Source organism: Micromonospora sp. CNZ280 (assembly GCF_011759515.1).
Genome location: NZ_JAAOYP010000003.1, coordinates 758,029 through 770,014, shown reverse-complemented (window position 1 = coordinate 770,014; position 11,986 = coordinate 758,029). Strand labels below are relative to the sequence as shown.

The 11,986-nt window shown below is 74.3% G+C and carries 13 protein-coding genes; 8 read left to right on the top strand and 5 right to left on the bottom strand.

The features are described 5' to 3' along the window. The first annotated feature begins 3 nt into the window (after positions 1-3). The 4 genes from FHX32_RS25295 (at position 4) to FHX32_RS25280 (ending at position 4,853) form a co-directional block, all read left to right on the top strand. Positions 4-1,140, top strand: a complete 1,137-nt coding sequence (locus FHX32_RS25295; protein ID WP_167188145.1) for a cystathionine gamma-lyase — start codon at positions 4-6, stop codon at positions 1,138-1,140. A gap of 164 nt (positions 1,141-1,304) precedes the next feature. Beyond that, on the top strand, positions 1,305-2,093 hold the full coding sequence (locus FHX32_RS25290; protein ID WP_167188142.1) for a putative protein N(5)-glutamine methyltransferase: 789 nt from the start codon (positions 1,305-1,307) through the stop codon (positions 2,091-2,093). A gap of 283 nt (positions 2,094-2,376) precedes the next feature. Beyond that, positions 2,377-3,606, top strand: a complete 1,230-nt coding sequence (locus FHX32_RS25285) for a S1 family peptidase (protein WP_167188138.1) — start codon at positions 2,377-2,379, stop codon at positions 3,604-3,606. A 194-nt stretch (positions 3,607-3,800) separates the two neighbouring features. Further along, positions 3,801-4,853: an ROK family protein gene (locus tag FHX32_RS25280; protein ID WP_167188135.1), complete on the top strand. Its 1,053-nt coding sequence runs from the start codon at positions 3,801-3,803 to the stop codon at positions 4,851-4,853. A gap of 107 nt (positions 4,854-4,960) precedes the next feature. Here FHX32_RS25280 and FHX32_RS25275 read toward each other — a convergent pair whose 3' ends face one another. After that, positions 4,961-5,161: a DUF397 domain-containing protein gene (locus tag FHX32_RS25275; protein WP_167188132.1), complete on the bottom strand. Its 201-nt coding sequence runs from the start codon at positions 5,159-5,161 to the stop codon at positions 4,961-4,963. Positions 5,162-5,165: 4 nt separating this feature from the next. Continuing rightward, the gene (locus FHX32_RS25270; RefSeq protein ID WP_167188129.1) at positions 5,166-6,011 is read right to left on the bottom strand and encodes a Scr1 family TA system antitoxin-like transcriptional regulator; all 846 of its coding nucleotides are present in this window, start codon (positions 6,009-6,011) and stop codon (positions 5,166-5,168) included. A 281-nt stretch (positions 6,012-6,292) separates the two neighbouring features. Here FHX32_RS25270 and FHX32_RS25265 point away from each other — a divergent pair, with 281 nt between their 5' ends. Next, positions 6,293-6,511, top strand: coding sequence for a hypothetical protein (locus FHX32_RS25265; RefSeq protein ID WP_167188126.1), 219 nt, complete (start codon positions 6,293-6,295; stop codon positions 6,509-6,511). 110 nt (positions 6,512-6,621) lie between these two features. On the opposite strand, the gene FHX32_RS25260 is transcribed toward FHX32_RS25265, so the two are convergent. Beyond that, positions 6,622-7,917, bottom strand: coding sequence for an ATP-binding protein (locus FHX32_RS25260; RefSeq protein ID WP_167188123.1), 1,296 nt, complete (start codon positions 7,915-7,917; stop codon positions 6,622-6,624). Positions 7,918-8,156: 239 nt separating this feature from the next. On the opposite strand from FHX32_RS25260, the gene FHX32_RS25255 reads away from it, so the two are divergent. Then, positions 8,157-9,257, top strand: coding sequence for a D-alanine--D-alanine ligase family protein (locus FHX32_RS25255; protein ID WP_167188119.1), 1,101 nt, complete (start codon positions 8,157-8,159; stop codon positions 9,255-9,257). Between the two features lie 180 nt (positions 9,258-9,437). On the opposite strand, the gene FHX32_RS25250 is transcribed toward FHX32_RS25255, so the two are convergent. Both FHX32_RS25250 and FHX32_RS25245 read right to left on the bottom strand, forming a co-directional pair. Then, positions 9,438-10,058, bottom strand: coding sequence for a DUF3515 family protein (locus FHX32_RS25250; RefSeq protein WP_167189238.1), 621 nt, complete (start codon positions 10,056-10,058; stop codon positions 9,438-9,440). 9 nt (positions 10,059-10,067) lie between these two features. Beyond that, positions 10,068-10,301: an Lrp/AsnC ligand binding domain-containing protein gene (locus tag FHX32_RS25245; protein WP_013284547.1), complete on the bottom strand. Its 234-nt coding sequence runs from the start codon at positions 10,299-10,301 to the stop codon at positions 10,068-10,070. Between the two features lie 248 nt (positions 10,302-10,549). On the opposite strand from FHX32_RS25245, the gene FHX32_RS25240 reads away from it, so the two are divergent. Together FHX32_RS25240 and FHX32_RS25235 are read left to right on the top strand one after the other, a co-directional pair. Beyond that, positions 10,550-11,488: a thiamine-phosphate kinase gene (locus tag FHX32_RS25240; protein WP_167188116.1), complete on the top strand. Its 939-nt coding sequence runs from the start codon at positions 10,550-10,552 to the stop codon at positions 11,486-11,488. 29 nt (positions 11,489-11,517) lie between these two features. Then, on the top strand, positions 11,518-11,979 hold the full coding sequence (locus FHX32_RS25235; protein ID WP_167188113.1) for a GNAT family N-acetyltransferase: 462 nt from the start codon (positions 11,518-11,520) through the stop codon (positions 11,977-11,979). Positions 11,980-11,986 lie beyond the last annotated feature (7 nt).

Genomic DNA, 11,986 nt, shown 5'->3' with positions numbered 1-11,986 from the left:
GAGATGGCCGATCAGCACGACGGAACGCGGTGCGTGCACGCCGGGCTGCCCGAGCCGGTACCGGGGCAGCCGTTCCTGCCCGGGCCGGTCTTCGCGGCGCCGTACCACCTCGACCCCTGGGAGGGCCCGGCGGCGACGCCGAACGGCTACGGCCGGCCGGACAATCCCACCCGCCGGCTGCTCGAGGCGGCGATCGGCGACCTGGAGAGCGGCGACTGCCGGGTCTTCGCCAGCGGACAGGCCGCGATCACCGGGCTGCTGCTGGCGGTGCTGCGACCGGGGGACACCGTGCTGCTTCCGGCCGACGGCTACTACTCGGTGCGGGCGTTCGCCACCGCGACCCTGGAAGAGCTGGGCGTGCGGGTGCGGTTCGTGCCGACCGCCGGACCCTACCCGTCGTTCGACGGCGTCCGCCTGGTGCTGGTCGAGACGCCGGCCAACCCCGGCCTGGACGTGGCCGACGTGTCCGCGCTGGCCGCCCGGGCGCGTTCCGCCGGCGCCCTGCTGGCGGTGGACAACACCACCGCCACCCCGCTCGGGCAGCGCCCGCTCGACCTCGGTGCCGACCTGGTGGTCGCCTCCGGCACCAAGGCCCTGACCGGCCACTCCGACCTGCTGCTCGGCTACGTGGCGAGCCGGTCGGCCGAACTGCTCGACAAGGTCACCGGCTGGCGGTCCGCCGCCGGGGCGGTTCCCGGCGCGTTCGACGCCTGGCTGGCGCACCGCTCGCTGGCCACCCTGGACCTGCGGCTGGCCCGGCAGACCGCGAACGCCGAGGCGCTCGCCCGGCTGCTCGCCGACCGCCCGGACGTGACCGGGGTGCGGTGGCCCGGGCTGCCCGGCGACCCGGCGTACCCGGTGGCGTCGGCGCAGATGCGCCGGATTCCCGGCGTGCTCTCCTTCGACCTCGGCGACGCCGAGCGGGTGGCCCGGTTCCTGGCCGCCGCGAGGCTGGTGTTCGCGGCCACGTCCTTCGGCGGGCTGCACACCACCGCCGACCGGCGGGCCCAGTGGGGCGACGCCACCGGCCCCGGCTTCGTCCGGTTCTCCTGCGGCGTGGAGGACACCGTCGACCTGGTCGCCGACGTCACCACCGCGCTGGACGCCGCCGGACCGGGCGGTGCGGCGACCGCCGGTTGAGCTATCGTCTCGGTGGCCCGCACCGGGCCCGACCGTGGCCCGGGTGGGGCCCCGACCCGAGGAGGTGAGTCCGATCCACCAGTCGAGCCGGACCGGCGCTCCCTCCCACGTCGCCGCCGAATAGGCGGGCCGGGAGCGCCGACGAGCGTTCCCGGAGGTACCCCATGACATCCCGCCACCGTTTCGACCACTCCGACCTCGTGCGCCGGCTCCGTGCCGCCGGCTGCGTCTACGCCGAGGACGAGGCGGACCTGCTGATCGCCGCCGCCGACTCCCCGCGGGCGCTGGCCGACCTGGTCGACCGCCGGGTCGCCGGCCTGCCGCTGGAGCACCTGCTCGGCTGGGCCGAGTTCTGCGGCCTGCGGGTCGCCGTCGACCCCGGCGTGTTCGTGCCGCGCGGCCGTACCGCCCTGCTGGTCGACGCCGCCGTCGCGGTGACCGGCCCGGCGGCCGCCGTGCTCGACCTCTGCTGCGGCTCCGGCGCCACCACCCTGGTGCTGGCCCGGCGGCTCGCGCCGCGCTGGCTGGCCGGCGCCGACATCGACCCGGCGGCGGTGGCCTGCGCGCGGCGCAACCTCGCCGGCACCGGCGTCGAGGTGTACCAGGGCGACCTGTTCGACCCGGTCCCGCCGGCCTGGCGGGGACGGCTGGACCTGGTGGTGGCCAACGCCCCGTACGTGCCGACGGCGGCGGTGGCGTTGATGCCGCCCGAGGCGCGGCTGCACGAGGCGCCGGTGGCCCTCGACGGTGGGCCGGACGGCCTGGCCGTGCTGCGCCGGGTGGCGGCGGGCGCCGCCGAGTGGCTGGCCCCGGGCGGGCACCTGGCGGTGGAGACCAGCGTCGCCCAGGCGGACGGGCTGTGCGGGCTGCTCACCGCCGCCGGCCTGATCCCGACCGTGTTGCGGGACGATGACCTGGAGGCCACCGCCGTCACCGCCCGCCGCCCCGGCTGACCCCGCGCCCGGCCAGCCCGGTCCGCGCGGCCCTCCGGTCGTGCGGGTCGTGCGGGTCGGGCGGGTCGGGCGGGTCGGGCGGTCCATCGCGGCCAGCGCACCGCTGTCGTCGGCGCGGCGGCCGGGGACCGCCAACCCTGACCGCTGACCGGATCATGCCGCCATGGCGGCGAGCGGCAGACTCGACCCATATCATAAGATAGATAATCTTGTATGTATCGATCAGCTCCGGTATGAAGACCGCAAGGGCGGCGACGGGCCGCCTCCTTGGGGAGGAGCGACGATGAAGCAATCTCGACTCCGCATGCGGACGGCGGCAGTCATGCTCGCCGCCGGCACGCTCGGGCTGAGCCTGGTGTCGGCGCCCGCCGTCGCGGCGGACCCGGACCAGCCCCTCGCGCCGCAGTCCGAGCGGGCTCCCGAGTCGGAACAGTTCTCCGCCGAAGGCGTCACCACGGTCGGTGAACTGCGCACGGTCGACGGTTCGCTGTCGTACGCCCGGGACGGTCGCACGCAGATCATCCGGCACCCCGGCGCGGCGTACGTGAAGGTGCACTTCAGTTCGCTGCGGCTGGGCCACGGCGACTACGTCACCGTGTCCAGCCCGGACGGCCGGGAGAGCTACCGGTACGACCGTTCGCTGAACCGGGCAACCGGCTCGGACTACACCACCGACGGGCAGCCGGGGTTCTGGGCCATGTCGGTGGACGGCGACACCGCGGTGGTGAAACTGCACAGCAACCGCCGGTCCGGCGGCCAGGCCGCGACCATCGACCGGCTCTGGCGCGGGTACGACGCCGCGGAGATCGGCCGGTACAACTTCTCCACGCAGTCCGTGTGCGGCACGGACGCCCGCCGCGACGTGGTCTGCTACCAGGGCAGCCACCCCACCGAGTACGCCCGGGGCAACGCCGTGGCCCGGTTGCTGATCAGCGGCGGCGGCATGTGCACGACGTGGCGGGTCGGCAACACCAACCGGATGCTGACCAACAAGCACTGCATGTCGACGCAGTCCACGGTCAGCGGCAGCGAGATGCAGTTCAACTACCAGTGCGCCACCTGCGGCGGCAACAATCCCGGCGCCGGCACGAAGGTCAGCGGCGCCACCCTGTACAGGGTGAGCGCCGGCGGCTCCAGCCAGCTGGACTACGCCCTGTACTCGGTCAACAACTTCAGCAGGATCCAGGGGTTCGGCACGCTGTACCTGGCGACGACGGCCACCGCCACCGGCACGCGGATGTACATCCCCGGTCACGGCGACGGCCGGCCGAAGCGGCTGTCGATCTACGAGGACAGCCAGGGCGGCGCGCTCTGCACCGTACGGAACGGGAACTACAACACCTGGAACATCAGCTACAGCTGTGACACCTCGGGCGGCAACTCGGGCTCTCCGGTGCTGAACGGCAGTCACCGCGTGATCGCCCTGCACCACCTCGGCGGCTGCCCGTCGAACCAGGGCGCCAAGGCACACCTGATCTACAACGAGATCGCCAGCCTGATCGACAACGGCTGACCGCCGGCCCTGGCCGCCGGAGCGCGACGCGTTCCGGCGGCCGTCGGTGTCCGGCCCGGGTCGGCGCCGGTGCCCGCCGTCGGTCGGCACGGTCGTCGCCGCGAGCGCCGTGGGCGCGGCCGGGGTACGGGCATGGCGGAGCCGGGCAACGGGAACTAGCCTTCCAGCAGGTCACTACGACGGGAGGCGGCGCGTTGGGGGGCGTGGAGGATCCGGTGGTCGTCGGCCTGGACAACGGCGGCACCAGCAACAACGCCACGGTGCTCACCGTGGACGGCCGGTTCCTGGTGGACGGGCTGGTGGAGATCTCCAGCGAGGTGCTGGCCGGCCCGGAGGCGGCGATCGAGGCGCTGGCCCGCGCGTTCGACGGGGTGCTGGCGTTGACCGGGATCCCGCGCGGGCAGGTGCGCGCGGTCGGCCTGGACACCCCCGGCCCGGCCAGCGCGACCGGGGTGATCTCGTCCCGTGGGTCGACGAACTTCTCCCAGCCGGCCTGGCGCGGCTTCGACGTGCGCGGCGCGCTGGAGCGGCGGCTCGGGCTGCCGGTGGTCTACCACAACGACGGCAACGCGGCCGCGCTCTACGCCCACCACGCGTACTTCGGTGGCGAGGCGATGCGGCGGTCGTCGGTGTCGGCCATCGTCGGCACCGGGCTGGGCGGCGGCGTGGTGGAGAGCGGCCGGGTGGTGGCCGGGGCGGCCGGGATGGCGGGGGAGCTGGGGCACGTACACATCCCGCTCACCGGCCTGCTCGCCCCGGACCAGCCCGTGCCGACCTGCGCCTGCGGCTTCGCCGGGGACGCGGAGAGCGTCGCCTCGCTGACCGGGATCGCCCGCAACCTGCTGCCGTACTGGCTGACCCGCTACCCCGGGCATCCGCTCGCGGCCGAACCGCCGGCCCGGGCGGCGAAGCTGGTCCGCGGCTACGGGGAGCGCGGCGACGCGCTGGCCCGCGAGATCTTCACCCAGCAGGCGATGGCGCTCGGCCGGCTCTTCACCGTCGCGGCGAACTTCACCGACCCGCACGCGTACTTCGTCGGCGGCGGCGTGGTGGAGGCGGAGCCGGAGTTCCGGGACTGGTTCCTGGCGACCGTACGCGAGCACACCGTGCTGCGCGCGGAGCAGGCCGAGGTGGCCACGTTCGCCCTGGTGCCCGAGCGCGACATGGCCGGCGCGCGGGGCGCGGCGATCGCGGCGCTGGAGGCGCTGCGCGCCGAGCCGGCCCCGCGACCGCTGGTGGGTGGCTGAGCCGGAGCCCGCGCCGCACCGCCCGGCCCGGCCCCGCGACCGCTGGTGGGCGGGTGTGTCGGCACCCGCGACCGCGTCGCGCGACGGTTGCCGGCGGCGCGGGACGGTCAGCGGCGCGGCGGTGCCGCGGCGAAGGCCGCCCAGGCCGCGGGCGGGAAGAGCAGGGCGGGCCCGGCCGGGTCCTTGGAGTCGCGCACGGCCACCGTGCCGGGGATCGTCGCCACCTCCACGCAGGCGCCCTCGTCGCCGCTGTGGCTGCTCTTGCGCCACCCGGCCGAGGCCAGCGCCGCGCTGATCGTCGGGGTCATGGTCCTACCGTCCCTTCAGGAGTTGGAGAAGCTGGTCGCGGCTGTCCGCCGGGCTGAGCGCGACGGTCCGCAGGTGCTCCATGATCTTGGTGCAGGTACGCAGGTCGCCCGGCCGGTCCAGGACCATCTGCCCGGCCACCGTCTCGACCGAGGCGATGATCGGGTCCTCCGGGTCGGCGAACTCCAGGATGTGCAGTGAGCCCCGGGTGCCCCGGTGGTAGCCGGCGGCCAGCGGGATCACCTGCACGGTGATGTTGGGTAGTTCGGCCATCTTCAGCAGGTGGCGGAGTTGGCCCTCCATCACGCCCCGGTCGCCCACCGGCCGCAGCAGGGCACCCTCGTCGATGATCGCGTCGAGGATCGGCGGCCCGTCGGCGGTGAGCCGCTGCTGGCGGTCCAACCGCAGCTGGACCCGCTGCTCCACCTGGTCGTCGCTGAGCGTGTGCGGGCCGCCCCGCATCACGCCACGGATGTAGTCGGCGGTTTGCAACAGCCCGGGCACCACCGACGGCTCGAAGTTGGCGATCCCGTTCGCCTCGGCCTCCAGCGCGATGAAGTCGATGGTGCGCCGGTCCAGCAGGTACGAATAGGACACCCACCAGCCGGGCTTGCGGGCGTCCTTGGCCAGTTGCACTGCCGCCGCCACGTCGTCCGGGGCGACCCCGTAGAGGGTGAGCAGGGCGCGCACGGTGGCCGGGCTGACCAGCGTCTGGGCGTTCTCGTAGCGGGACAGGGTGCTCCGGGTGCTGTTGATCTCGTCGGCCGCCGCCTCGAGGGTGAGCCCGGCGGCCTCCCGATGGGTGCGCAACGCGATGCCGAGCCGGCGGGCACGCGCGGTCTTGGGAGCCATGCATCGATGGTCGCACACGTATCGGGAATTAGTACATGAGAGAACGCCGATGAGAGTTGCATTCATTGCTGCGAAGGTGTCAATCTGTCATCGCGTCCTCACCGCCGGTTGTCGTGGCGACGGCGGTGGTGAGCGACCGGAGGGGATGGGGCGCGCGGCGGTCGGGTTTCTCCCCCGTACCCGATCGCCGCGTGCCACGCCACCTGGGCGGCAGCACACCGGAAGGGACTCGACGTGCGTACTGGTCAGCAGGAACCCGCCGAGCGCGCCGGCGGCCGGCGATGACCCGGTTCCTGGTGGTGCTCACGGACGTCCGTCCGATCGACGGCAACTGGCGCAACGAGCGGACCTGTCCCGAGCGGCGCCGCCAGGTGGTCGGCGCGAACAACCGGGAGGCGGCCGACCGGATCGCCGGCGCGTTCATGGCGCTGGGCATGGTGCGGGCCGGCCGGCAGCGGGTCAAGGTGATCGCCATCGGCCGGCGGCACGCCCACGGGTGAGTTCCGGTCCGCGCGGCACCCGCGCGGTGACAGGCCGCGCGGCACCCGCGCGGAGAGAGCCCGGCGGGGCGGCCCGGCGCGGCTTGGCGCCCCGCCGGGCCGCCCCGCGCTCAGAGCATCTTGCGCCGCTTCAGGTACGCCACCAGGTCGTCGTAGACGCCACCCTCGTTGGCGAACATGGCCACGTTGCGGGCGGTGGCCATCCACGGCCGGGTCGACGGCCGCACCTCCTTCAGCGCCCGCTCCAGGTCCCGCTGCTCGATCATCCGCACCTCGCCGGTGCGTACCGAGTCGGCCATCGCGAACTCGGCCGCCGTCTCGCAGAGGTGCGCCAGGTCGGCGCCGGAGAAGTCCTCGGTCGCCGCGATCAGCTTGCGCAGGTCGATCCCGGCGATCGGCCGGTCCCGCAGGTGGTACTCGAGGATGGCCCGGCGGGCGTCGGCGTCCGGCGGGAGCACCAGCACCACCCGGTCGAGCCGGCCCGGCCGGCGCAGCGCCGGGTCCACGTCCCAGGGGGTGTTGGTGGCGGCCAGCACGAAGACGCCCTCGTTGTTGCCCTCCATGCCGTCCAGTTCGGCGAGCAACTGGTTGCCCAGCGTCCGCATCGAGCTGGAGCTGACCTGGGAACGCTTGTGGCCGAGCGCGTCGATCTCGTCGAGGAAGAGCACGCAGGGCGCGTTGCGCCGGGCGGCCTGGAACAGCTCGTGCAGGTTGCGCTCGGAGTTGCCCATCCACATGTCGAGCACGTCCACGATGGACAGCGAGATGAACTTGGCGCCCATCTCACCCGCCACCGCCCGGGCCAGGAAGGTCTTGCCGCAGCCGGGCGGGCCGTAGAGCATCAGCCCGCCGCGCAGGCTCTTGCCGTACATCCTGCGCAGCTCGGGGTTGCGCAGCGGGCCGAGGAAGGCCAGCTCCAGCCGTTCTTTCACGGCCGTCATGCCGCCCACGTCGGCCAGCCGGATCCCGGAGACCTCCACGTCGTACACCCGGTCGGCGTCGCCGGTCACCGGCTCGGGCTCGTCGCCGGCCCGGGCGAAGCGCGGCGGCACGATGTCGGCGAGTTCCTGCTCGTAGGCGGCCAGCGGGTCGGACCCGCCGGCGGCCGGCGGCACGTCCGGCCCGGCCGGCGCGGGCCGCTGTGCCGGCGCGGCCGGGGCCGGCGGCGACTGCGGGGCCGCCGACTGCGGGGCCGGCGGTACGGCGCCGGCCAGCGCCCGCTGCATCAGCGCCTGTGCCTCGACGTTGCCCGGATCCCGGGCCAGCGCCTGCCCGATCTGCGCGATCGCCTCGCCGGCCCGGCCGGCGTCGAGCAGCAGCGCGGCGAGGTGCAGTCGGAGCGGCAGGTCGTCCGGGCGGGCGTCGAGGGCCGCCGAGAGCGAGGCGATGAGGGGATCAGGGCTCATAGGACGAGCAGCGTAGTGGGCGCCCCGCGATGCCGGCGTACCCTCGCCCCCGCGCCCGTCGGGCAGGTCCGACCAGGGCCGCAACGGCCGCACGCCCGATTACGCACCGTAAAGCGCTCGGTGACCGGTTGTCCTGGCCCGCCGCATCTCCCCGGGTATCGGCATCGGGTTCCGGCCACGCACAGTAAGGTCAACCGGGTGAGCGCCAGCCCGCAGTCGCGTACCGAGAGGTGACCGGAGTGACCACCCCAGGCAAGACCCGCGTGGCGATCGTCTTCGGCGGCCGCAGCCCGGAGCACGGCATCTCCTGCGTCAGCGCGGGCAGCGTGCTCGGCGCGCTGGACCCGGACGAGTTCGAGGTGGTGCCGGTCGGCATCACCCGGGCCGGGCAGTGGGTGCTGACCAGCGGCGACCCGTCGCAGCTGGCGATCAACTCGCGCCGGTTGCCGGAGATCACCGCCGAGTCCGGCACCGACGTCGTGCTGCGCGCCGACCCGACCGGCAACGGGCTGATGGTGCTCGACCCGACCGAGGGCCCCCGGGCGCTGGCCGACGTGGACGTGGTCTTCCCGGTGCTGCACGGCGCGTACGGCGAGGACGGCACCATCCAGGGCATGCTGGAGATGGCCGGCATCCCGTACGTCGGGGCGAACGTCTTCGCCTCCGCCGCCGCGATGGACAAGGAGTTCACCAAGAAGCTCTGCGCCGTCGAGGGCATCCCGGTCGGCCCGTACGCGGTGCTGCGCAACGGGATGACGCTCAGCGAGGAGGACAAGGAGCGGCTCGGCCTGCCGGTCTTCGTCAAGCCGTCCCGGGCCGGGTCGTCGTTCGGCATCACCAAGGTCGACGACTGGGCCGACCTGGACGCCGCCGTCGCCACCGCCCGGCAGATCGACCCGAAGGTGCTCGTCGAGGGGGCGATCGTCGGCCGCGAGATCGAGTGCGGGGTGCTGGAGGGCGAGGCCGGCGGGGCGCCGGAGGCGTCCGTGCTCGCCGAGGTACGGGTGGTCGCCGACCACGACTGGTACGACTTCGAGGCCAAGTACCTCGACGACGCCTGCGAGTACGACATCCCGGCCGGCCTGCCCGACCGGGTGACCCGGCAGGTCCAGGAGTACGCGGTGCGCGCCTTCGCCGCGCTCGACTGCGCCGGGCTGGCCCGGGTCGACTTCTTCGTCACCCCGGAGCTGGACGTCTACCTCAACGAGATCAACACGATGCCCGGCTTCACGCCGACGTCGATGTTCCCGCGGATGTGGGCGGCCTCCGGCCTGGAGTACCCGAAGCTGGTCGACCGCCTCATCCGCACCGCCCTGACCCGCGGCGTCGGCCTCCACTGATCCCACCTCACGCGCCGGCCCCCGCCCCCGCGCGATCCGGCCCCCGCACGGCCTCGCCCGGCCCCCGCACGTTCACTGAACGAGTGGCCTCCCGAGCGCGGAAAGCCACTCATTCAGTGAACGTGCGCACAGGACGGTTGGCGCGGGGGTTGCGGCGGGGTGGGGGAAGGGGCAGGTCGGTCAGCCCTGGCAGCCGGTGGGTGCGTCGCCGGCGGACGGGACCGAGGCGACCACGGTGTCGGCGATCGGCGCGACCCACTGCAGCGGCTGCTCGTAGGCGCGCGGCACCCGGACGGTGACCGCGGTCTCCCGGTCCAGCGTGGTGAGCACGGTGGCGTCGGTCTGCTCGGCGGCGTGCCAGCAGACCTTGTTGACCAGCCAGACGTCGTCGGTGTCGCCCACGGCCGGCTCGGCGCCGCCGCAGGCCACGGTCAGCGCCGGGTCGCCGTACGCGGCGTTCTGCTCGGGGCCGGCGGTGACCGGACGCTGCCGCAGGTCACGGACGGTCGACGGGAGCTGGGAGAGCAGCGCGCGGCACACCGTCGCGGGGCGCTCGGCCAGGGCCGGCGCGGCCATCTCGACCGGCGCGGTGGACTGGGCGCGGGCGGCCGTGGCCGAAGGGCTCGGCGACGCGGCCGGCTCGTCCGGCGCGAGCTGGGCGAAGGCGAGCCCGGCCACCACCACGGTGACCGGAAGCGCGACCAGCGTCGCGATCAGCGCGGCGCGGCGGGTGGTCCCGTCCGGCGCCTTGGACGCGGGCCGGTCCGCCCCGCCGGCCTCCGGGCGGGGAGAGTCAGTGATCTTGTCCACTTAAAGCCGTACCACCGAACACGTGAGGGTGCGGGTGATGCCGGGCACCATCTGCACCTTGCTGACGATGAGTTTGCCGAGCTCGTCGACGGTGTTCGCCTCGGTGAGCACGACCACGTCGTAGGGGCCGGTGACGGCGTCGACCCGTACCACGCCGGCAAGGTCCGCGATCAGGCCGGCCACGTCACGCGCCCGGCCGACCTCGGTCTGGATGAGGATGTACGCCTGTACCACGACTCGACCTCCGTCCGTCGCCGCCCGCGAGCGGCCCGAGAGGAGAAAGTACCTTACGGACCAGGTCTGATCCCTATCGGTGGTCAAGGAGAAGCGGTGAGCGAGCGCGGCAGGAGCGGCCGGGGGCGTCGGACCGGGCGCGGCGCGCCCGAGGTGCGGGGCCGGCGGCGGGAAGATACGGGCATGAGCGCGTGGTGCGAGCGGATCGTCCGGTTCAGCGCGGTGATGCGGCGGAGCGGAGTGCTGACATGAGCGTCGCGGGGGTGGGCGAGTTCGGTCTGATCGACCGGGTCACCGCCCGGCTGTCGTACGGCTCGACGGTGCTGCTCGGGCCCGGGGACGACGGGGCGCTGGTCGCCGCACCGGACGCGCGGGTGGTCGCCTGCACCGACGTGCTGGTGGAGGGGCGGCACTTCCGCCGGGACTGGTCCGGCGCGCGGGACGTCGGGCACCGGGCGGCGGCGGCGAACCTGGCCGACATCGCTGCCATGGGGGCCGCCCCGACCGCCCTGCTGGTCGCCCTCTGCATCCCCGCGGACCTGGCCATCGGGTGGGCCGAGGAACTGGCCGACGGGCTGGCGGCGGAGGCGGCGACGGTCGGCGCGAGCGTGGTCGGCGGGGACATGTCGGGCAGCCCCACGCTGACCATCGCGGTGACCGCCCTGGGTGACCTGGCCGGCCGGGCGCCGGTGCTGCGCTCCGGTGCCCGGCCGGGCGACGTGGTCGCGCTGGCCGGCCGCACCGGGTACGCGGCGGCCGGGCTCACCGTGCTCTCCCGGGGCTTCCGGACGCCACGGCTGCTGGTCGAGGCGTACCGACGGCCGGAGGTGCCGTACGCGGCCGGGCCGCAGGCCGCCGGGCTGGGTGCCACCGCCATGATCGACGTGTCGGACGGGCTGCTCGCCGACCTCGGACACGTGGCGGAGGCCAGCGGGGTCGGCATCGACGTGCGCCGGGACGCCTTCGAGGTGCCCCGGCAGATGCGCGACGCGGCCCAGGCGCTCGGCGTCGACCCGTACACCTGGCTGCTGGCCGGTGGTGAGGACCACGCCCTGGCCGCCACCTTCCCGCCCGAGGTGGCGCTGCCCGAGCAGTGGCGGCCGATCGGGCGGGTGGTGGCCGGCGCGGGCGTGACCGTCGACGGTGAGCCCTATCAGGGGGCCACCGGCTGGGACCACTTCCGGTAAGGACCCCGCGCGGTCGTACCCTTTACTCCGTGACGGAGATCGAGATCCACGCCGCGCGCTTCGACTCCCCGGAGGCGCAGCGCCTGATCCGCGACGCGCTGGCCGACCTCGGCGCCCGGTACGGCGGCAGCGGCGACGACACCCCGGTCGACGCCGCCGAGTTCGAGCCGCCGGACGGCGCGTTCCTGATCGCCATCCTGGACGGCGAGCCGGTCGGTTGCGGCGGCTGGCGCAGCCACGGCGAGGGGACCGCCGAGCTGAAGCGGATGTACACCGCGCCCGCGGCGCGTGGCCGGGGCGTGGCCCGGGCGCTGCTGGCGGCGGTCGAGCGGTCCGCCCGCGAGCAGGGGCGCAAGCGGGTGATCCTGGAGTGCGGCGACAGACAGCCCGAGGCGATCGGGTTGTACACCTCGGCCGGCTACGAGCGGATCCCGAACTTCGGCTTCTACAAGGACGAGCCGGGCTGCCTCTCGTTCGGCCGTACCCTCTGAGCCACCG